Below are 20490 nucleotides of genomic sequence, written 5' to 3'. Positions count from 1 at the left end.
AGGCACTCCTATATCCAGCAGAAGGCCGACGCGCCGCTATTGCTGGCGGTCGAATAGATTTCGTGGGTGACGGGGTGGTAGGACGCGCGACGACTGCCTGTTGTGTCCTCACTATCGGGGTTCGTCCAGAGCGCGCGAGGCCCCACCAGGTGGCCCACCCTCCAGCGCTGCGGGAGGGCGCCGGCTGTAGCTCGCTCGCGCACGCCGATCAGGCTGTGGCTGTAGCGCTGCAGAGTGATTTCCGAGCTTGAGTAGTCGTTTGCGCTGTTGCCCCCGAAGGAAAGGCTCACGCCATAGCCGCCGAGCACCGGCGATGGCGACCCCGTCATGCCCGCCCATAGCGGGGTGCCGCTGTACGGCAGCGGCCAATCGGGGCCAATGGAGACCGACCGAACAGTCCACGCGGCGCCCGCACTGGATTGCGTGTCCGTGTAGTCGTACTGCCAGCGGAATACGTGCCCACCGCCCACAACCTGGCCATCCTTACGGTGCAGCTCTGGCGTTTGCGTGTAACTCGGGCTGAGGCGGTAAGTCTCGTTGAGTGTGCGTGACGCGCGGAAACCGTCGCGCACGACTTCCACGCCGTCGCGCAGCAGCGCGACCTCGCCATACAGGACTTCGGACGAAGTCCGGGAGAATTCGCCCACTATCGTGTTAGTGACGTTCGATTGCGTTAGATCGACGCTGTCAGCCATCCATCCGGTCATCGCTCCGGAAATGCTTCCTGCGAACGCTGGGTAGCTGTAGTCGACGCGCCAGTGCGATTCGTAGGCCAGTTCGACCAGCGTATCGTTCTCGTCGAAGACCAGCGCCATGACGCGATTCTTGCGCTTCTCTCCGATCCAGCCTGCGCCAGCGTATGGCAGCACAGCCGACTGTTCCGTGGAGGACATGCCGACTGCGTTGCACACGTAGTCTGCGCCGGATACACCGTTGATTACCCGGGGTGTACTGGTCGTCGAAAATGTAATGGCCTGCTGCAGGCCCTTCGGCGCAGAGCGCTGCACCTCAATCGAACCGAGGCATTGCAAGCGACTGCGCAGCACTGTCAGCGAAAGCTCGAAGTCCGGGCCAGCGCCCGACAACTCAAGCTGCAGGAAGCCGGCCGGCGCGGTGTTGATGCGCTCAGTCGCAGGAACCGCAGGCGACCGGACGCCGCGCAGTTCAATGACCATGCGGCGCCCGTCCGAGCTAACACTGCACACCCACATTTCCAGGCTTCCGTCGCGCGTGCCGGGCGGCACATCGCCGCTGGACTGGCCGATATCCGCGAGCGTCACCGACTTGGTGAAGGCAGCCACGGGCGATTGGTCGAGATACCCAAAGGGGCGCACCGAGACGTCAACCGTCAGCGGCGCACCAACGTCTACGGTGCTGCCGAACGGGCCAGGGTCAGCTTGGATCAGCCAGCGATTGCCCGCAGGGTCGATGCACACCCAGCCGCGCAAGGGCTTACCGAGCAAGGTCAGGGTCGTCTCGGAGAGCAGCGCATAGTTCTGCCAGGTGCGCCCCTGCAGCGCTTCGGCGGCCGCCTCTTCGGGCGTGATGTCGACCGCCGGCACCCCAGGGGCCCGCAGTAGGTGAACGTCGAATGGGTCGCGGGTCTCACCGGCCTGGAACTGCCAGGCGAACGGCAGCGGGAATTCGAGCGCCCCGACGCGCAGCTTCGGGGAAGATGCCCACGGCTCGATCAGAAGGCCGTGCGCGGTGATCCCGAAGCGCTCGACCTCGTCGCCGATGCTGAAGGCCGACTCGATCATGACGACACCACCGGCTGGGCGAACTGCTGGATCACTTCAGCGTTGTTGGCGTCGACCTGGTGGATGGACTTGATGGGTTTGATCTTGAAGCTGAAGAGCCCGTCGGTACTTGTGATTACCTTGTCGGCCCAGTACTCCCGATCCAGGAAGCTCGACTCGGTCAGCGGGCTGGCGATGCCCCCACTTGCGGCGGCGGCTGCTGGCTCGACGTAGTCGGCCCGGCCGCGCTTCTCTTCAAGCGCGCCGCGCGGCTCCAGGGTCTTCAACTGCTTGCGCTGCTGGCTATCGGCGCCAGTGATCGCGCGAATGTCCGCCGCGAGGGTTGCGCTGTTGCTTCTGTCCGCCATGTCACAGCTCCAGGAGGTCGTTGGGGATGCCGATCCGCAGCACGACCTCGACTTCAACCTTGCGCTCGTCGCGCAGCTCGGCCTCGATCTCCGGCGCCGTTACCGTCATGCGGCGCGGGAACTCTTCGAGGCTCGGGTTGATGTCGTCGTCGCGGTTGTCGTAGTTGCCGGCGAAGCCGTCCAGTTCGTCGTTGTAGATCGGGCTTTCGTTGCGCATGCCGAGCTGGGTTGCAAGCGGCGGGTGGCTGAACTCGAAGTCATCAACGTCGACCACCGGCTTGGCCGGCGGCACCAGCGCGTCAGAGTCGCCGCCACCGCGCATCACGGCGATGGCCAGGGTGGTGATGGCCGTTCCAGCGTCGAAGTCGTAGGCATCGAGCAGGCGGCGCACCTTGCCCAAGGCCTTGGACTGGTCGCTGAGCTTGAGCGTATGGATCAGGTCGACGCCCACCGCCAAGGGGGTGGGAACCTGCCAGCTCGCTACAGTGCCTCGGTGCGCACCAATCACGGCGGTGGCCGCACGGTGCAGACTGCAGATGAACGCGGCGTCGCGCCGGGCGTCGTCGACCAGGTCGGTGATACCGGCCGGTCCGGCGCTGTACTCGTCGCTTTCCCAGCTGTCCGCGCGCTTGTCCTCGATCTCCAGCGCGGTGCTCTGCCGGGTGATGATCTGGCCGTTGCCTGGCGCGAGGCCCTTCTCGGTGCCAAGCACGACGTTGTAGTGCTCGGTGATCGGTTGCACCCAGCGCCGCGCGCCGGTCCAGTCTGCGCCGAGCACCAGGTTGGGGTAGTCGTTACGCCAGCCTTGCCCGGTGCCGCAGGGGTCGCCGCTGGTGGGCGGCAGCTTGTTGTAGATCGCGCCGGCCAGCATCTTCATCCCGGCCCCGGAAGTCGCCTGCTCGACCATGTCGACGTCAGGCAGGTCGGTGGAGTCCGGGCGCCAGTGACAGAAGCCGCCGATTCCGACAAGGCCGGCGGTGCCAGGGTGCTCCCATGAATAGCTGTCGTGCCGCTGCCATAGCCGGCTGTACCGATAGTCAACGCCCAGCTCGACGCGGTTGGTTGTGCTCTGCGTCTGCGCAAGCTCGATGCTCACGCTCTGATAGATCGTGCTGCCGGGGCCGAACTCCCATCCGGGGTTGCCCGCGTACCAGCTGGTGACGCGCAGGTCGCCGTTGACGCCCGCATCCAGCGACGCGGGGATGGTGCTCATGCGCTCGCCGGCATAGTCCCAGCGTGACCGGCCATCGGCCGCCTCGAAGACGTCGTCTGTCCAGTACCCGCCGACCAGGGCGTCGATGTCCGCCAGTTCCATGGCCTCGACGCGGTACTGCAGCTGGTCGCTGCAGGTGATGGTCATTACCCGGTTCACCACGTCCCAGCGCGGTTCGATTGCCACGCCGGAGTAGCGGCGCGTCTGGACGGTGACGCCGCCAGTCTCGCTGATGAAGTCGATGACCACGGGCGCGCCGTCCAGGTCGGTTGGCACCGAGGCGCCCGGCGCGTAGTACAGGGCGAAGGTGGCGACGCCGGCCGCGCCTTCCTCGCGGTCGATCTCCATGCGGCCGGTCAGCTTGGCGGCGACCTGGACCCCACCGACCAGAGCCGACACGCCCCAGCGGTAGGCGTAGCCAGAGGTCGGCACGCCAGGGCCTGGCGTCTCCGGCGGGAGGATGACGATAGGCCCCTCGGGCTGGCCAGCGAGGGCCAGCAGCGCGTTGAGGGGACCGGAACCGAGGGGGGCGCCGCCGAGCATCAGACTTCCTCGGCGCTCAGCGACCAGTCATACAGACCGCTCGCCTCGTCGAACTCGTAGGTCAGGCCCGGCGTGAACACCACCAGGCGCGGCAGCCAGAAGACGCGGTAAGCGCTGGCACCCGGCACGGCGGCCAGCTCGGCGCTGTCGCCGGTCAGTTGCACCGACGTATCGCGCCAGTCGGCGCCGACCAGCGCCCAGCCCCACGGCGCCACGTCCTGGCGGCGCTGCTCGGCGGCCGGCAGGGAGAACTGGCGGCCAGTGCCATTCATTGCGCGAGGCGCGACACACAGCAGCTCCAGCGGCTGGCTGTAATCCAGCGCGGCCAGGCCGGGATCGAGGTAGCCGGAACCGCTGGCGGTGGTCGCGGTACGGCTCCAGTTGGTCATCTTGATCCCGGTCCCGCCCGACAGGCGCAGCGTCGAGCTGCCGCCCATGGCCTCGTAGCGCTGGCGGATCGGGCCGGCGCCCGCGTGCTGGATGATCGAGACACCGCCGAGGACAAGCGGGGTTGGCGCGTTATTTGGCATTGGTGCCCCCGAGCTTGATGCGAGCAATCCGCAGGTCTTCCTGGAAGCGCTGCGCCTCGGCCGGCGCAGCCTCCATCTGGTAGGAGCCGCCCCACGGCATGGACAGGCTGATGGGCTGGCGCTCGCCCACGCGGTCCAGGGCCGGCAGGCTGGGGATGTACGGCACCAGGTCGCCCCGGCCGGGCAGCTCGCCGGTTCGGTTCAGGTGCTCCAGGTTCATCGCGCCCAGGCGCTGGGCGGAGCGGGCCTGCAGGACGTACTCGCCGCGTGAGGCGTTCAGCGTGATGCTGTCGCTGGTGTAGCTGCCAGGGCCGTCGACCCAGCCACCCCCCGCACGGCTCACGCTGCCGTCAGCACCGTCGATGATCTTGCCGGCGTCCTTCTCGCTGCTGGCGACGTTCGGGTCGGCGCCGACGTAGCTGACCGGAATGACCATGTACTTCTTCAGGCGCTCGGCCAGCGCCAGGGCCTGCGTCTCCAACTGCTGCATGCTCTGCTCGTCGCCCGTGAACTCGATGTTCACCCGCTTCAGCGCTTCGGCCTTCGCCAGTAGGTCGTCCATGTCCGCCTTGACCAGGGCGAGCTTGACCTTCTCGTCGCCCTCGACGTTCGCGGCGGCCTGGTTGGCGATCTTGCCCAGCTGGTCGGCGACGCCGGCCATGCCGTAGCCGTTTTCGCCGGCATCCTTCAGCTCGCGCAGAATCTTCGCCGCCTCGCGGGCCTGGCGCAGGGCGTCGTCGTTGCGACCGCTCTGCAGGGACTGGCGCGCGCCGGCCTGCAGGTCGTACACGTCGGACAGCGACGCAGTGCCCTGGCTGGGCGACGTGCGCATGTCCTTGGAGAGGTCGGAGAACTCCTTCGCCACCGTCTCGCGTTGCTTCTTCGCGGCGGCCAGGCGCTTGTTGGCGGCGTCGTACAGGCGCAGCTCGGCCGCCAGCTGGACCTGGACCTTCGCCAGGTTGTCGGCCCTGATCTTCTCCATGTTGGCGGTGTGTCGTTTCTCTGCCGCTTCCTGCTCGGCGGCGGCCGTAGCCTGCTCGTCGTTCATCTGCTTGAGCGCGCGGCCGTAGGCGCCGGCCTGTTTCTGCGCGGCCATGGCGTCGGGGTCGATATCGGACGTTACGCCGTCGCGCTCGAAGGCCTTGCGGCTCAGCAGCTCGGCCTGCTTCTGGTAGTGCTGCTGTGCCAGGCGCAGGCTTTCGGCGTAGGCCTTGCGCTCTTCGTCGTTCATCCGGGCCAGGGCTTCGCTCGGCTGAATCACCACGTCGGCGTACTTGGTCGTCGCCGCGATGGTGTCGTTCAGCGACTTCTCGTAATCGCGCTGGCTCTGCTCAAGCTCCTTGTTCTGCTTGTACAGGTCGTATAGCTCCAGCAGGTTGCTGCCGGTCCAGGCCACCAGGGCCGGTCCAATGGCGTTCAGGGCCAGCCCGCCGACCGTGGCCAGGGTCTTGAGGACAGGAATCAGCCCGAGGGCGCTGGTGGTCATGCTACTCAGACCAGCCGACCCGGCAGCCGCCGCCGCCGGAGCAGCCCGCAGGTGACCGAGCAAGAGCACCATGGGGTTGCGTAGCGAGTTGACGGCGCTGGACAAGGCAACGGCTGTAACCGTGCCTGTCACCATCACAGCAAAGACAGTTCGCAATGGGCCGGGCAGGCTGTTGAACAGCTGCAGCACGTCGCCGCCGAACTCGACGACCGGCAGGAACGCCGCAGCCGCCTCGCCCAGCTGCAGCTTGGTTTCGGCCAGCGTGGCGTTGAAACGATCCATGTCCGCCTGGGGCGTATTGGCCATTTTCTGGTAGGCCGCTTCCATCGAGCCCCCGGCCTCGCCCATGGCCGTAACCTCGGCGCGCATTTCTTTGATGTACTGCGTCAGGCTCAGGACAGCGGTTCGCGCATCGACGTCAGGAACGAGCTGGCGCATCACGTCGAGCCCCAGCTTCCTCGATGCGATGTCCTCCAGGGTCGCGGTCAACCCCTTCCAGGTAATGCCCAGCTCGTCCATCTTCTTCTGGGCATCGGGCGTCGGTGCCGCCAGGGCGTTGATGGCCCCCTTCAGTGCGGTGGTGGCCATCGGGGTGCGGATGCCGGCGATGGTCATCCGGGCGATGGCGGCCGACACCTCGTCGAAGCCGACGCCCGCCGCCTTGGCCGTGGGCAGCACGTCACCCAGGTACTGGGCCAGCTCGGGGAAGGTCGTGACACCGTCGCGCACGGCGAGGAACATCTGGTCATAGCGCAGGCCGAGCTTGTCGATGCCTTCGCCGTAGGCGTTGACCACCGCCAGGCCACCAGCCGCTGCCGTCTTCGTCTCGGTCAGGCCAGCGACGGCAGCCTTCGTCGCCAGCGCCAGTACCGAAATACCGTTGTTCTCCGAGACGCCGGACGACAGGATGTCATTCAGCGCCTCGGCGGACTGGGTGGCATCGCGGCCCATTGCCAAGCTGAGCTGTCGGACGTCGCGCGACATAGCCTGCAACTGGGGCCGAGTCATGTCGGTGATGCTGTCGACGGCCGCCATCGCTTGCGTATATCGGGCGTAGAAGGACAGCAGCGCGCTACCACCCACAGCCAGCGCACCGATACTGGCCACGGCGACGCCGGCCTGGACGTGGACCTGGCTCAGCGACTTGGCCCAGCCGTTGGTGCCTTCCATCAGTTCGGCCGTGCGCTCCCGCAGACGCACCTGAGCCTGGCCCAGCTCGGCAGCAGACAGGCCGCCTACGCGCTGTAGGGTCTGGTATTGCTGCTGCAGCAGCGCAACCTCGTTACGAATCTCGCGGTGCGGGCGAATGCCAAGCGCGGCCTGGGCTCCAGCGATACGGGCCTGCTGGCTGGACGCGGCACTGGCCTGTGCCAAGTCCGCCGCGAGGCGCTTCTGCTCGTTGCTGAGGTAGTTGGTGTCCACGCCAGCGCTCTTCAGCGAGGCCGACAGCTGGGCGAGCTGGGCCTTCTGGCTGGCGATGGCTTGTTCCAGGGACTTCGCCTCGGCGGTGGCCGCGCGGTAGGCCAGCTGCTGGGCCTTGGTGGGCTGCTCGGCGCTGACCAGCTCGTTGGCCAGATCGCGCACGCGGTCGCGCACCGCATTGAGTTGCTTGTCGTTCTCGACTAGGCTGGACTGCAGATCGCGCAAGGACGCGATCTGATTGAGCGGGCGTCGCAGCTGGTCCACCAGCGCAGAGTAGCCAGCTCGGAAATTCTGCAGCTCGGCGCGCCCCTGCCGAGCGTCAACGGAAACTGAGAGGCGGACGTCTGTCATGAAGTTCTATCACCTGGTGATCTTCGAAGGCTTGCTCGCCCTCTTCTCACCCAAGGCTGCGGTTGCAGTGGTATTCCTCACCGGCATTGCCGCTATCGTGGCCTGGATGTTTGTCCTGGCCGGCGCCGGCAGAAAGCGCCAATAGCCGAGGACTGATGGGCAAAGCTAGGTTGCCCGCCGCCCCCACCCAGGCCCAGTGGAAGCGGTTCAGTAGAAAGCAGAAGCCCCGCATTGCGCGGGGCTTCGTCGTTATGGGCTACCGCCCTTTGCTGGCTCGCTCGGCGGCCTCTATAGCCTCAGCGTGCGCGGCCTGCCAGGTGCTCCAGGGGTAGTCCCACAGGCCGGTGTGGCCGTGGCGGATCAGGGCGCTGGCGTTCCGTTCGAGCTGCTGGAGAGCGTCTCCAGGACTCGACGCCCCCCCGCCTCGACGCGCCCGAGCAGGTCGAAAAAATCCTTGTTGATCTCGCGCGCCGCCTCGTACACCTTCCGCATCTGGCTCGGCGCCAGGTCTTCCAGCTGCTCCGGCTCCAGGTTGGTCATCAGCTGCAGCTGGGCCAGGCCGATTTCCTCCAGAATCGAGTAGCCCACCAGGTCGTCACTGCCTTCGGCCATGGTCTTGAGCAACTGGCGAATCTCGCCCACCGTCAGCTCGCGTACTTCGACCTTCAGGCCTTCGAAGTTGAGGGTCTGTTTCAGGGCCATGCTCATGTTCGGTCACTCCGAGGGCCGGCCCCAGGCGGGGCCGGCAGGTGGAAGGGTTACAGCCAGTCGATGCGGTAGAAGGGCGACTCGTCAGCCGGGCGGCTGGGGTCGGCCAGGCATTCGCCCTTGGACAGCAGCTTGCCGGGGTTCTCGGCATCGATCAGCGCCAGCTCGTCGGCCGGCGGCGCCTTCCAGCGCCAGATGGTCACGACCACCGGGCGGCCGCTCTCGGCCTCGTTGAGCCCATCGAACACCACCTTGTACTCGGCGCCGGCTTCCACGATGGGCTCGACGCGGGTGGCTTTGGTGCTGGTGTAGGCGATGGTCGCCGGGGTCGGCTCGGTGATCACGGCACTGTCCGCCTTCACCCGGAAGCCGGCCGCCGATACCTCGACCTCGGTCAGCGGCACAGGCGTGCTGCCCTGGGTCTTGGTGATAACCAGGCTCTGCGGGCCGGGGAAGTCAGTTACGACCAGGCTACCCGGAATCAGCACGACCGCTTCGCCCGTGACCGTCTCCGGTTCCAGCTCGATGACCTTGCCTTGCAGCACCATCGCCTGGTTTTCCGGTGTCCATTCCTGCATCTGCACCGACAGGTCGATGCCATCCAGGGTGTCGAGCTTCGCCAGGTTGCCGCCACCGGGGCGGCGATGTTGCTTCCAGGTGATCGAGCTGGTGCGGTGCGCGAACTTCAGTTGCTCGACGTCACCAGTGTCTCGCATCGGGGCATTTTCCAAGCCCAGGCGCTGCATGGAGACGATGCCGGTGCCCTTGAATACTTTCGGCTGTGCCATGGGTTACTCCCCCTTCACGTATTCGCCGACCTTGAAGGTATCGACGATCTGTTTGGCGTCGCCCTCGGTCACGGGGACAACCGCGCCCTTGGGGTGTTTGGTGCCGGCGTGGCGGTGGCCGTTGTCGGCGGTGATCTTCACCTTGACCAGGGCCGGCGCCGGCGCCGATTTGCTTTCGTCCGCCGGGGCGGCCTTGTCGCTGCTCTTCATGTGGTCCTCCTAACGGACGCGGGGATGTTCAAACTTCACCGGCCAGGTCAGCACCCAGGCGGCGGTGCCTTTCTTGTCCAGCTCGGCGTGGTAGAGGTTGGCGGCGCGCATGTCCTTCGCGTTGATGCTGTCCATCAGCTCCAGCCCGCAACGGCTTCCGGGGAGCGCCGCTTGTAGCGCGGCCGTCACCGTCAGCACGTTGCTGGCACGACTGCCGGCCTTGCCCAGGTCGCCGGCCAGGGCGACCACAACGGCGTGGGCGGTGGCCACCAGCTGGCCCCTGCCGTCGGTCTCGAACTTCAGGCCTTCCAGGGCGATCCGGCACGCCATGGTGCGGGTGGAATAGCGTTCCAGATCGGCCACCGCGAAACGTCCGCCGTGCAGCGCCGTCTCGACTTTCAGCCCGGCCGCCGCGAACACCAGCACGGCCCAGGACTCGATGCCGTCCAGCACCTGGGCGGCGGTCAACTTACTCATCTGCCATGTCCTCTAGGTAGTCCTCGATCAGGCCGACGACGTCTTCCAGGTCGTTGCCCTCCAGCCCGAGGAACTCGCGTTGCGGAATGCCGCGCTCTTCATCGCCATACTGGTGCGTGGCGGCGTATACCAGTGGGCTGCCGACCAGCACGCTGTCATCGATCACCTGCACGGTCAGGCTGCTCAGCAGGTGGCCCTCGCCCTGCAGCAGGCTCTGGCCGCTGTGCCGGGTCTCGGCGTAGTCGGCCGACCACTCCGGCCACGGCGACCCCGAGGGGCTGGCCTTGTTGACCTGGATGCGTCGGCGCGTCTGGCTTTCCACCTCGGCGCCGATGCCCTCCAGAAGTGGCCCCAGGTCCAGCTCGGCCAGGCGGTCCAGTCGCCGGGCCAGGCGCGGGTCCTGGAGCAGGTTCACATTGATGGCCGCGCCGGTCACAGCAGCTTCCCGAAGCGAACCGGCTGGGCCTCGAACCACGCTTCGCCGCTGCTTTCCTGCTCGGGCGGCGTGGGCAAGCCGAGGGAGACTTCCCCCGAAGCGATCCGTCGCAACAGCGCCACGGCGTCCTCATAGCGCTTGCGCTTCTCTTCCGTGGAGCTGTTCCCCTCTGACGACAACCGATAGAGCGCGATGTCGCTGCAGAGCCGTAGCAGCACCTCGGGGACCGAAGGCAGCGGCAGGCGGTTCTTGGCGCCGACGTAGGTGTCGATTTCAGCGGTGGCATCTGCCAGCGCGTCGTCGACCACGTCGTCGTCAAGCACGCCGTCCTGGTCGCGATCCGCTACGACCAGGAGGGCGTCCATGCCCCAGCGCTTCACCATGTCGTCGCGCGTGGCGTAGGGCATGGCGGTTACTCCTGCCCGGTCCCGCCGTCGCCGGCCGCGTCATCCTTCGCGGCGGCATTGGCACTGTCGTCGGCCGGCGGCTCGTCCTGGGTCGCCTGCGCGGCGGGCTTCCCTGCCGCCTTGGCCGGTCCCTTGGCCTTGGGAGCGCCAGCCTTGGCGCCCCCTTTGCCCTTGGCCGCCGCCTTCGCCGGTGCCTTCACCGCCTTGGCGGTGTCGGCGGTGGGCGCCGCCGATGGCTCAGCCGAAGCCGAACCACCAGCCGGGGGCTGTTCCTCGCCACCAGACTGGCAGGCATCGGCCACCAGCTCGCCGTCGACCAGCTTGACCAGCAGCACCGGGTCGGCCTGGAGCGTCTGCAGCTCGGCCTCGGTGAAGCGGTCGTCCGCGAAGTCGATGGCCTGCTTGCCGAACACGATGCCAAGGCGGCGGTAGACGGGGCGATTTGCCTTGATGCGAACGATCATGGCGCCGCCCCCTTAGCCGAGCTGCTTGCATACGAACAGCTCGGCAGTGCCGGCCCATTCGTTGCCGCCGTTCTCGTCCTTGACCAGCAGCTTCCGGGCTGCAGCTTCCAGCTGCGGCGGAACAACCAGCAGGCCCGGCTCGATCTCCATCAGCTCGCCGCCGTCGGCCTTGAACAGCCCCATGGCCGCGCGCGCCTTCGCGTAGTTCTCCGGCGTGAGGGGCTGGCGGCTGAGGTAGGCCATCTGCCAGAAACCGAAGCCCGCGTTGCAGCGGTAGCGCACGCCGTGGACGTACTCGTCGCTGTTGAAAACGTGGTCGGAGTTGTTCGGATCGGTCTTGCTGGTCAGCTCCGGCTTGGTGCGTTCCTGGAAGATGATCGGCTTGATGGCGCGCGAAACATCCAGCAGATACCAGGCCGGGCCGGGGTCGGTGGCCGGGACATCCATGTTGCTGACCAGCTCCGCGGTGCCGGTGCCGTCGACGTTCGGGTAAACCGGGTGCTCGGTGTCGAAGAAGTTCTGACCGTCGTAGCACTCGGTGGTGGTGCCCGCCTTGAGCAGGGGGAACACCAGCTTGTCAGGGTGTCGCGCGGCGGCTTGACCCATCTCGGCGAACATCGGCATGAACACACCGGCCTGATCGTCTTCGATCACAGTCCGCTCGATACCCACCGTGCCTTCGAACTTCTTGTTCTCGATGGCGTAACCGTGGGCCGCCATGCTTTTCAGGACACGTTCCCCCACCCACTCGCGCAGCGCGGGGAACTTGCCCAGCCAGGGGTAGATGTTGCCCGAGGTCGAGCTGGGCACCAGAGTGGCGACCATCGGCCAGGCGGCTTTCGCCTTGGCAGCGCTGAAGGCCTTCTGATACTCGGCGCGGTAGCCCTGGAACAGGGCGGACAGAAGAGCCGGAGAAATGGTAACGGCCATGGTTATTTAACCCCCTCGATATGCTTGGTGTACTGCTCGTCGTCCATGCCCAGCATGCGAGCGGCCTGCTGTTGCTCGGCGTTGAGCGCCTTGTCGCCACCCTTGCTCTGACCCTCGGGCGTGACCGGATCGGTTACGGACGGGGCCGCCTTCACGAACTCGCGGAAGCGCTCCAGGCCGCCCTGCTCTTGGCAGGCCGCCAGGTGGTAGGCCTTGGTCGCCGGGGTGATCTTGCCGGCCTCCAGGGCGCCCTCGATCTCGGCGTTGATCGCCTTTTCGAGGTCGCCCTTCTTCTGCTGCGCCAGGCTCTGCTCGGCGTTGTTCGCGCGCAGCACCTGGTTGTCGTAGTCCTGGCGCGGTACGTACAGCGACAGGGACGGCACCTTCTCGCTGTTGGCTGCGGACTGGATGGCGGATTCCTTGTCCGCCTTCAGCTTGTCGATGGCAGCCACGGCGTCCTGGTCCGTGGCGGTTTCAGGCAGGCCGAGGGCCGCCAGGATGATGGCTGCAAGCGCCATGTCGGATTCCTCCGGTTGTTGGGAAAGGGAGTCGGCCTGCTCGGAGTTGAGGGCCTTGATGGAAAGGTTGGGCTTGGTGACAAGGCCGAAGCTGCTGAAGCGCTCGATGCGGCCCGCCTTGTCGTGCATGAACACCGGGCTTACGTAGCGGTATTCGCGCGCTTGGATTGCATTGCGGGCTGCTGCCGTCCACTCCACGCGCGCCTCCAGGGCGCCGCGCTCGTTGACGCGATATTCCTTCGCCCAGCCGGCGGCCGGAGCCTCTTCCCCGAGGGGGGCCTTCAGCTCGGTGGCATGCCAGTAGTCGAAAGGCAGGTCCGCCCCGGCGGTGTGGTCGGCGGTGGCGGTCATGACCTGGCGCGGGTCGTAGGTCCACTGGCGGCCATCGCGGCCGACCACCTTCGGACCCGGAGGAAGGACTTCCACCCACTCGGGAACGTCGGCGCTCAGCTCAAAGCAGAGGGCGGTGGAGACTGCGCGGTTTTGCTGGGGGGCTTGTGCGTTCATGCCGCCATAGTCGGCGGCATGGGGTACGCGGAATTAGAGGAAGGGGTTCAGTAGATCGGGATCAGCTGCCAGGCGGCCGGCGACTCGCCTTGAAGAAGGCGAACACCTCGGCCAGGGCGGCGTCCACCACGGCGATTTCCCGGTCGAAGTAGCCTTGTGCGTCGACCTCACCGTCCGGCGGCAGCTCGCCGGGGCCGACCAGGCTGTTGATGATCCAGGCCATGGCCGCCTCGGCGCCGGCGCCGTGGTCCATCTCGATAACCGCCGAGCGCATGGCCAGGATGTAGCGAGCGAAGAGCAGGTCAAGTTCCTTTATACGCATCACCGCGTACCGGTAGCGCTCCTGCTCAAGCTCTAGGTTCGCCTGCTTGATGTCGGAGCTGATGCGGAACGTCTCCGCCTCGGCTGCCACTCGATCATGCTCGCTGGCCAGGACATACTCGGTGCATCGCTCGCCTCGGGAGTCCTTCCGCAAGATCCCGCCGAAGCGCTCGACCTGGGGCTTTTCCTGTTCTTCCTGTCGTTCCATCTGCAACCTCACCTTCGCCACACCGTTAGACCGCCGTTAGATTCGCGCAGAACGCGCAAACCCCTCCTACCCGCGCCCGTCGCCTAGCCCGACTCGCTATCGTCGCGCCTGCGCGATTTCTCGGGCTTCTCCGATTCGGCCAGGATGACCGACGCCTTTTCCTTCTCGGCGAGCTGCTGCTGCGCCTGCTCCGGCCGGGAAACGGCGCCGGGGTTGTAGGCCCAGCCGGGATCGATCCCGGCCGGCACCTTGAGCACCTGGCCGGTGCGCCGGTTGATGTACTCCATTTCCTCCGAGGTCGGCGCCCGATCCAGGTAGTCGCCCGTGGCCAGCAGCCGCTCGGCCTCGCGCCGGCTGACCTGGCGGACCCAGCACTTGCACCCCCAGCCGTTCGGCGGGAAGTGCGTTTGCCAGAAGGGATCGTCGGCCGGCAGCAGGATGCCGGCCCAGCCCAAGTGCTGCTCGCGGTGGTGCTGGCTCGGGCCGAGCTGATAGAGCAGATACGGGTGGGTCTTCTTCGTGCGCTCGATGCGCTGCCACTGGCCCGCCGCGTTGGCGGTGCGCAGGTTGATGTCGTAGATGGTGCGCAGGCGGCGCGGGCTGCCCAGCTGGACGTCCCGCTTCTCGCCTGTGAGTGGGTCGACAATGTTCGAGACGCCCCACCAGCCGAGCTTGACCAGCAGCGGCTGCAGCTCGCGCTTGAAGGTGCCGAAGTCCTGACCGGCCTCGACCATCTCGTCCACGGCCGAGCGGATCGCTTCGAGGATGTCCAGGCGCATGGCCTTGGCCACCGTCCAGGTGGTGGCGTGCTCTTCCTGCCAGACGTCGCGATGGTCGAAGCTGGGCTTCATGCCCTTGGCGCGGAACCAATCTAGCGCGTCCTTTGGCACCGGCACCTGGGACTGTTCGGGCGTCACAGCTCGTCCCTCACGTCACCGAGGGCGCGGGCCTTGAAGCTCGCGATGGCCAGTTTCTCGACCAGCTCGGTCGGGTCCATGTCATCGAGCAGCGCCGCCAGCCCTGCCTTGAACTCGTCGAAGCTGGCGGCCTTGTCGGCCAGTTCCTGGACGGGATCGAGCACCGGGCGCAGCAGTGGCTCCCAGTCGCCCAGGTCGTCGTCGGCCAGTTGGTCCAGCTCGTCGCGCGACTGCTCGGCGTTCAGCGCCTTGCGCTTCCCCCGTTCGACGTTGCAGGCGTGGCAGTGGCAGGACCGCTGTTCGTGGTTCAGGGCCGGCGCGGCTGGTGCTCCGTCCTTGGCTCGCAGCACCTCCGCTCCGTCCTCCGGAGCCGACAGGCCGAACTTGTCGAGGATCGCCGACGACTCGACCTTCAGGCCCCGATCAATGAACGGGGTAAGCGCGTCGGCCAGGGCCTTGAGGTCTTCCGGCTCCGTCACCTGCAGGACGACCTTGGGATAAACCTTCTGCGGGCCGTAGTTCAGGTCGATGAAGATGCGGACCAGGTGATTGACCGTCGCGGCGAGCTGCTTGGCGTCGGCCTTGAGGATGTCCTTTCGCACTTCGTTGTGGACGTTCGCCTGACTCTGGCTCGACCCATCGTCGGTGGTCATGGTCTGGCCCAGGACCGCCTTGGAGATTTGCTTGTCGAGCCACTCGGCCAGCTTCTCGAACAGCTCAGCACCGCCCGCCGCGTTGGCGATTTCCACGAAGTCGATCTTCATCCCTTCCGGGAGAATCGCCGCCGCGTCGGCTGCAAGCTGGGCAACCGCCCGCCGGAGCACGGCGATGTCGTCGGGCTTCGCGCCAGGACCGTAGCGGCCGATCCGCAGTGGCATGCCGTACAGCTCTGCAAACCGCATCCAGTCCTTCAGGGTGAAGGACTTGCACATGTAGGAAACGGCCACCAGGCGCGCGACACCGCCCCGGATGGGGAGGCCCGACTTGAGGCGGGGCCGGTGGATGAGCAGGCGGCCAGGCGGCAGCTCAGTGCCCAGGCCCGTGGAGTCGAGCAGCTGCAGGCGCTTGCCGGTGACGCGGTCGAACTGGAACCAGCGCGGGTCGCGGTGCTCGTAGCTCTTCGGCCAGAACTTGCCGTCGCGGTACTCCCACAGCGGCTCCACGACGGAGTAGCCCTTTCCGATGGCGTCCAGCAGATCGTCCAGCATGTCGCCGAACTCGGGCAGCTCGACCAGCTGGCGCACGACGTCGGCCAGCTCTTCGTCATGCGGTTGCGCACTCGCAGCCTCGACACTGATAGGCAGGCCGGATACGGCGCGCTTACGGGTGCCCAGGACGGCCGCGTAGTGCGGGTCTTTCTCTTCCATTTCCTCGGCGAGGGTCAGGTAGTCGCGGGCGTCGCCCGTGGCGGCGGCGTTGAGGATGGCGCGGAGCCGGGCCGGGTCGAGGGAAGTCGACACGGTGTCGGTCGACCACGCCTGGTTCACGCCCGTGACGCTGGCATGGACGACTTCCTGCAGGATGTCGACCTTCGGGAAGGGTCGGCCGCTGGCGTCGAGGATGGGGGATTCAGCCATTACAGAACACCTCCGATGCCCCAGCCGTGGGACACCTGGTCGTCGTCGTTGAACTTGTCGGAGTTGGAGGGGCGCACGGCCTCGTAGCCGTATTGCTCGATCTCCATGCGGCTGGCGAAGCGCGCCAGGGCCATGGCGATGCCGGCGTCACCGTGGCGCTGGCCGCCTTCCTTCTCGGTGGTGCGGACGTCGGGGACACGGGCCACCCCCCTGACCATCTTGAACGCGCGCAGATCGCCGATGACGTCGCGGTCGCTGGGCAGGTCGTAGAGGGTTCCGTCTTCCAGGTCGGCCTTGAGGCCGGGCATGTTGTCCCGATACCAGCCCTCGGTCAGCATCACCTGGCTGATACGGGTGTGCCCGTACTTGATCGACGCCGCCTCGGCCAACTGCTGGCCGTTGCCGCGCGCATCGTTGGCCCCCGCCATGAAGCTGGGCAGGCGGTCGACGATGTAGAACAGGATTTGCTCTTGCTGCTTGAACGGCACCCCGCGCAGCTCGACCAGGAAGGGCGGCCGCTTGCGGCTGTCCTGTTCCTGGATCAGCGGCACGATCACCGACAAGTCGCCACTGCGGGCGAAGTCCATGCCGTAGAAGCTCCAGGCGGTGGCCGGCAGCTGCTTCAAAAGCGGTGCCAGCTCACGCTCACACCAGGCGAAGGAATCGGCCAAGCGCAGCGGTTCCGCGGTGGTGACGTAGCCTACCGGGTACGCGAGGCGAAGGACCGGCACACCGTCCCGGCTGCGTTGCTCCAGCAGCGCCAGGGACAGGTAGGTGCCACCGCCCTGGCTGGGGATGCAATCCAGCTCTTCCTCGGCCGCATCGCCGTAGAAGGCGTAAACGTCGGCCACCCACGCCTGTTCCTCTGCCGCGTCGTAGGGAATGCCTTTGCGCAGGCACACGCGGTTATAGAGGCCATCGGCTACGGCCTTCTTGAAGTCGCAGTGGAAGAGCACGCCCTTGCGCTTGCCCGCGCGAATCTCGTCGATCAGTTCGTTGAAGGGGTTGTCGGTGCCATCGTGGGTGCTGATGACGTGGACTTCGCCGCCCCAGATCAGCAAAGCGAGGGCCGCCTTCAGCAACTGGGCGAGGTCGGCATGGAACGCCGCTTCGTCGATAACCACGATGCCCTGGCGGCCCCGCAAGTTGGACGGACGGCTGGTCAGCGCAACGATGCGGTGTCCGCTGGGGAAGGTGATGGCATAGGTCTTGATGTTCTTGTCCGGGCCATCCTGCCAGATACCTTCCTCGATCTCCCCGGCGGCGTAGTCGAAGGCCCGCGCCCACATGGCGCACGCCTGGATATATTCGACGGTCATGTCCTGGTTGTAGCCCAGGTAGTAGACGGTTTGGCCGCCAGCATTCTTGGCTGCTGCGGCGACCAGGACGTTGTCCGCCGCCTCGGCCCAGGTCAGGCCGATCCGGCGCGACTTCTCGCCCACCTTGAGCGGTGCGCGAATGCCGATCCACTCCTTCTGGTAGTCCAGCAGCACGGCAGGGACCGCAGCCCCGGCCGTGTTGCTGACGTGCTGCAATAGCGGGTCGTTCGTTTGCTTGCTCATCACTGGAATACCCAGGCAAGGAAGAGAGCCACGGCGGCGGCGTACCGCTCGCCAGGCGATGCGGGAAGCGCGACCAGTAGGAAGGCGAGCAGATAGTTCATCCGGCCACCCCGAGGATTTCCCGGCGAATCTCGGCCACGGTGTCGGCGCTGAGCCCGCCCTTCTTGGCGATGTTCTCGACCTTGGCGGCAGCCGCCTCGGCGCGCTCCTTGAACTCGGCCTTCCACTTCAGCTGGACGACGGATGCGCGGCCCAGCTCGGCCACGGCCTTGGCCACCTTGGGCAGGTCCAGCTTGCCCTCAGAGGCCATCAGCAGCTTGAACAGGTGATCCTGAACCAGGCGCATGAGTGCCTCGTTCACGGCGCCCTCGTCATCGGGTGCGGCAGTGACCACCGCCTTGGCCTGCTCGCTGGATTGGCGAAGCGCGGCCAGGCGATCCTCGAAGGTCTGGCCGTAGGCGTGCAGTGCGGACTTGCCGATGCTGTAGCCGCGCTCTTCCAGTGCGGCCGAGAGTGCCTCGTAGCCGGAAAAGTTGGTGTCGACCAGGTACTTGTCGAGCCAGGCCTTCACGTTGGCCGGGAGCTGTTGAACCTTGGAGCGCGGCGGCATGGTCAGGCGCTCCAGTATTTCTCGGGCCGGGCGATGCCGGGGAAGCATTCGACGGTGTATTCCGCGATGTCCACACCGTAGTGGGTCAGACCGCAAATCCACTGGCCGCTGGGCTTCTTCTCCAGCGTCACCAGCTTGCGGTCTTCGAGGTAGTCCAGCTCACGCCGCAGCTCAATTGCCGTCGCGTCGGGGTAGATGCCCTGGATGGTCGTCAGCACCACGGCTTCGTGCGGGTCGACGGGGCGCGACGTGTTGAGCGTCAGGAGGACGAACCAGCGAATGGACTCGCGGCGGGCTTTGGTGGGATCAATCATTGCGCGCTCCTTTGAGCAGGATGTTTTCAAACCGGAGCGCCAAGCCATCCAGCTTGGCCTCGATCACGGATTGCCCTCGCGCCCACTCTTCGCGGCGGACGTACTCCAGGGGGAGCTGGGCTTTGAAGTTGAGGAAGGCGCGCTCCAGTTGCTGGACGGCCAGCGCGTCCTTGTCCTGGCGCTCCAGCACCTTGGCGAAGTTGTCCTCCCAGTGCTTGCTGGCCTCACGCCGGGCCTCATCCTGGGCGGTGAATTTCTCGGACAGCCGCTTCTCGAACTGCCACAGCAGCAGCCGGACCAGGCCGACCACGACCCCGGCGAAGGTCGATAGCAGGGTGATTGCCCAGCCGATCATTTCGATAGCCATCAATGGCCCTCCACGGCGTCTATCAGAGCGTCCAGCTGAGCGGCCGTGTTCCGGCACTGCTCGGCATAGCGGACGTGGTGTTCCAGGACTGCGCGCTGGTCGATGCCTGCGGGGAGCTGGTCAGCGGGGTCGCCGGCTCCGGCCGGCGTAGCAGCTCCGGCGGCAGGTCGCGCGGCTGGCACACGGGCGCCGGTTGCTTCGTCGTAGACTCGCACCCAGCCGCGAGTAAGCACGCAAGCAGGCACAGGCTTAGGCGGCGCGTCGAGCGCCTCCCGGTAGAGGTCGTTGACACGGGCTATCTCCCCAGCGAGGTGGTCAGTGGTCTTGCGGTGTTGGCGCTGCTGCTCGGCCAGGGCGGCGGCCAGCTTGTTGGCCCGGCTCTGCTCCGAGGCCAAGCGATTCGCGGCGGCTTTGGCATCGTCTTCGGCTTGGCGGGCGCGCTTGGTGTCCGCTTCGGCGTACTTCCGCTGCAGCTGCTCCAGGGCGGCCTGGCCCTCGGCCTTGGCCAGGTCGTAGCCCTGCTGCCGCGACAGGGCCTGCATGGCCTCGGCACCGGCAACGATCAGAAGCAGGATGCTGATGACTGCCACCGGGCCGGCCAGGCGCTTGAGGATGTCGAGCCAGGTCATAGGTCGGCCTCGCACAGGGTCCGTTCAGCCGCGCGGCGGCGCACCAGCCCGCCGAGCTTCCGACCTCCGGCGCTGGTCCAGCTGGACAGCTGGGCGCAGGCCTGGGCGACGCGACCGGCCTGCAGCTCGCGCAGCATGGTCGAGTGCTGGCCGGACTTCAGCCAGACAAACCCGTCCTTCACGCCCGGCTTGCCGGGGCCGACGTTGTAGATGAAGGACAGGAAGGCGGCGAGGGTCTTGGGCGGCAGCCGGTCGATGACCTGTTGCGGCACCCAGGCGCCGAAGATGTCGGCCGCTTCCTGCAGTCCCTTGCGGGTCAGCTCGTCGCACTCGGCCGGCGTGGCCTGGTCGTCGAGCTGGACGCCACGGGTCCAGCCATCGCAGATGGTGGGGATGCCCACCGGGTCGAGGTAGGCCGGCAAGCTGCGGCCTTCGAAGTGGACGACTACGGGCGTGGCGATCAGCACAGCCGCCGCCAGTACGCGCGCCTTAATCCCCATCGCGCTTGCCTCCCACCAGGGCCTTGAGCTTGGCCAGTTCCTGGTTGCCCTTCTCGGGCGCGGACTTCTTGGCGTCGAAGTCGCTGATGCGGAAGCTGGTGTCCTCCCGGCGCGGCGCCGGCTTCGGCCCCTCGGCCATGGCCCGGCGCTGGCCGGTGAGATACTGCCGATAGGCCTGGATGCGGGAATAGCCGGTCTTGACGTGCTCGCCGACCAGCTCGCGCCAGTGCTCGGGGCACCGCTCCATCAAGAGGCGGCGGCGCTCCAGGTTGGGCTCGGCCAGTACCATCGCGGCATAGTCGCGGGGGCTGGTGGGGGCGTGGTGGATCGGTTGTGCGCTCATGCCGCCATGGTGCTTATCCGGCGGCCTGCGCTTTAGAGGAAGGGG

Annotated in this window: 25 protein-coding genes; 1 reads left to right on the top strand and 24 read right to left on the bottom strand. The window is 66.7% G+C overall.

Annotation, left to right across the window (positions count from 1 at the left end):
• Positions 1-8 precede the first annotated feature (8 nt).
• The 5 genes from P3W75_RS02125 to P3W75_RS02105 all read right to left on the bottom strand — a co-directional run bounded on the left by P3W75_RS02125 (position 9) and on the right by P3W75_RS02105 (position 7526).
• Positions 9-1760, bottom strand: coding sequence for a hypothetical protein (locus P3W75_RS02125; RefSeq protein ID WP_276225719.1), 1752 nt, complete (start codon positions 1758-1760; stop codon positions 9-11).
• The gene (locus P3W75_RS02120; protein WP_276225718.1) at positions 1757-2107 is read right to left on the bottom strand and encodes a hypothetical protein; all 351 of its coding nucleotides are present in this window, start codon (positions 2105-2107) and stop codon (positions 1757-1759) included. The genes P3W75_RS02125 and P3W75_RS02120 overlap by 4 nt, the downstream gene beginning before the upstream one ends.
• A gap of 1 nt (position 2108) precedes the next feature.
• A complete protein-coding gene (locus P3W75_RS02115; RefSeq protein ID WP_276225717.1) occupies positions 2109-3752 on the bottom strand; it encodes a hypothetical protein in 1644 nt (547 codons plus the stop codon).
• A gap of 110 nt (positions 3753-3862) precedes the next feature.
• Complete coding sequence (locus P3W75_RS02110) at positions 3863-4393, bottom strand: hypothetical protein (RefSeq protein ID WP_276225716.1); 531 nt, start codon at positions 4391-4393, stop codon at positions 3863-3865.
• Entirely contained in the window at positions 4383-7526 is a 3144-nt protein-coding gene (locus tag P3W75_RS02105) for a phage tail tape measure protein (RefSeq protein WP_276225715.1), read from the bottom strand. The genes P3W75_RS02110 and P3W75_RS02105 overlap by 11 nt, the downstream gene beginning before the upstream one ends.
• Before the next feature lie 124 nt (positions 7527-7650).
• On the opposite strand from P3W75_RS02105, the gene P3W75_RS02100 reads away from it, so the two are divergent.
• Positions 7651-7797, top strand: coding sequence for a hypothetical protein (locus P3W75_RS02100; protein ID WP_276225714.1), 147 nt, complete (start codon positions 7651-7653; stop codon positions 7795-7797).
• Between the two features lie 215 nt (positions 7798-8012).
• On the opposite strand, the gene P3W75_RS02095 is transcribed toward P3W75_RS02100, so the two are convergent.
• The 19 genes from P3W75_RS02095 to P3W75_RS02005 all read right to left on the bottom strand — a co-directional run bounded on the left by P3W75_RS02095 (position 8013) and on the right by P3W75_RS02005 (position 20445).
• Entirely contained in the window at positions 8013-8360 is a 348-nt protein-coding gene (locus P3W75_RS02095) for a hypothetical protein (RefSeq protein ID WP_276225713.1), read from the bottom strand.
• Between the two features lie 50 nt (positions 8361-8410).
• A complete protein-coding gene (locus tag P3W75_RS02090; protein ID WP_276225712.1) occupies positions 8411-9148 on the bottom strand; it encodes a hypothetical protein in 738 nt (245 codons plus the stop codon).
• Positions 9149-9151: 3 nt separating this feature from the next.
• A complete protein-coding gene (locus P3W75_RS02085; protein ID WP_276225711.1) occupies positions 9152-9358 on the bottom strand; it encodes a DUF7210 family protein in 207 nt (68 codons plus the stop codon).
• A 9-nt stretch (positions 9359-9367) separates the two neighbouring features.
• Positions 9368-9835, bottom strand: coding sequence for a hypothetical protein (locus tag P3W75_RS02080; RefSeq protein WP_276225710.1), 468 nt, complete (start codon positions 9833-9835; stop codon positions 9368-9370).
• Positions 9828-10271 (bottom strand): phage virion morphogenesis protein, encoded by a 444-nt coding sequence (locus P3W75_RS02075; protein WP_276225709.1) that lies wholly within the window; start codon positions 10269-10271, stop codon positions 9828-9830. The genes P3W75_RS02080 and P3W75_RS02075 overlap by 8 nt, the downstream gene beginning before the upstream one ends.
• The gene (locus tag P3W75_RS02070; protein ID WP_276225708.1) at positions 10268-10678 is read right to left on the bottom strand and encodes a gp436 family protein; all 411 of its coding nucleotides are present in this window, start codon (positions 10676-10678) and stop codon (positions 10268-10270) included. Before P3W75_RS02070 ends, P3W75_RS02075 begins: the two co-directional genes overlap by 4 nt.
• 5 nt (positions 10679-10683) lie before the next feature.
• On the bottom strand, positions 10684-11142 hold the full coding sequence (locus tag P3W75_RS02065) for an HI1506-related protein (protein ID WP_276225707.1): 459 nt from the start codon (positions 11140-11142) through the stop codon (positions 10684-10686).
• Between the two features lie 12 nt (positions 11143-11154).
• Positions 11155-12072, bottom strand: a complete 918-nt coding sequence (locus P3W75_RS02060) for a Mu-like prophage major head subunit gpT family protein (protein ID WP_276225706.1) — start codon at positions 12070-12072, stop codon at positions 11155-11157.
• A 2-nt stretch (positions 12073-12074) separates the two neighbouring features.
• Complete coding sequence (locus P3W75_RS02055; protein ID WP_276225705.1) at positions 12075-13097, bottom strand: phage protease; 1023 nt, start codon at positions 13095-13097, stop codon at positions 12075-12077.
• Positions 13098-13158: 61 nt separating this feature from the next.
• On the bottom strand, positions 13159-13626 hold the full coding sequence (locus tag P3W75_RS02050) for a hypothetical protein (RefSeq protein WP_276225704.1): 468 nt from the start codon (positions 13624-13626) through the stop codon (positions 13159-13161).
• A gap of 83 nt (positions 13627-13709) precedes the next feature.
• On the bottom strand, positions 13710-14543 hold the full coding sequence (locus P3W75_RS02045; RefSeq protein ID WP_276225703.1) for a phage minor head protein: 834 nt from the start codon (positions 14541-14543) through the stop codon (positions 13710-13712).
• On the bottom strand, positions 14540-16120 hold the full coding sequence (locus P3W75_RS02040; protein ID WP_276225702.1) for a DUF935 domain-containing protein: 1581 nt from the start codon (positions 16118-16120) through the stop codon (positions 14540-14542). The genes P3W75_RS02045 and P3W75_RS02040 overlap by 4 nt, the downstream gene beginning before the upstream one ends.
• On the bottom strand, positions 16120-17682 hold the full coding sequence (locus P3W75_RS02035; protein WP_276225701.1) for a hypothetical protein: 1563 nt from the start codon (positions 17680-17682) through the stop codon (positions 16120-16122). The genes P3W75_RS02040 and P3W75_RS02035 overlap by 1 nt, the downstream gene beginning before the upstream one ends.
• A 97-nt stretch (positions 17683-17779) precedes the next feature.
• The gene (locus P3W75_RS02030) at positions 17780-18292 is read right to left on the bottom strand and encodes a DUF3486 family protein (protein ID WP_276225700.1); all 513 of its coding nucleotides are present in this window, start codon (positions 18290-18292) and stop codon (positions 17780-17782) included.
• 2 nt (positions 18293-18294) lie between these two features.
• Positions 18295-18606, bottom strand: a complete 312-nt coding sequence (locus P3W75_RS02025; protein WP_276225699.1) for a hypothetical protein — start codon at positions 18604-18606, stop codon at positions 18295-18297.
• On the bottom strand, positions 18599-18973 hold the full coding sequence (locus P3W75_RS02020; RefSeq protein ID WP_276225698.1) for a hypothetical protein: 375 nt from the start codon (positions 18971-18973) through the stop codon (positions 18599-18601). The genes P3W75_RS02025 and P3W75_RS02020 overlap by 8 nt, the downstream gene beginning before the upstream one ends.
• Positions 18973-19602, bottom strand: coding sequence for a hypothetical protein (locus tag P3W75_RS02015; protein WP_276225697.1), 630 nt, complete (start codon positions 19600-19602; stop codon positions 18973-18975). Before P3W75_RS02015 ends, P3W75_RS02020 begins: the two co-directional genes overlap by 1 nt.
• Positions 19599-20102 (bottom strand): lysozyme, encoded by a 504-nt coding sequence (locus P3W75_RS02010; protein WP_276225696.1) that lies wholly within the window; start codon positions 20100-20102, stop codon positions 19599-19601. Before P3W75_RS02010 ends, P3W75_RS02015 begins: the two co-directional genes overlap by 4 nt.
• The gene (locus P3W75_RS02005) at positions 20092-20445 is read right to left on the bottom strand and encodes a hypothetical protein (protein WP_276225695.1); all 354 of its coding nucleotides are present in this window, start codon (positions 20443-20445) and stop codon (positions 20092-20094) included. The genes P3W75_RS02010 and P3W75_RS02005 overlap by 11 nt, the downstream gene beginning before the upstream one ends.
• Between the last annotated feature and the right edge of the window lie 45 nt (positions 20446-20490).

The organism is Pseudomonas citronellolis (assembly GCF_029335315.1).
Taxonomy (GTDB): Bacteria; Pseudomonadota; Gammaproteobacteria; order Pseudomonadales; family Pseudomonadaceae; genus Pseudomonas; species Pseudomonas citronellolis_A.
This window is presented reverse-complemented; position numbering and strand designations above follow the sequence as displayed.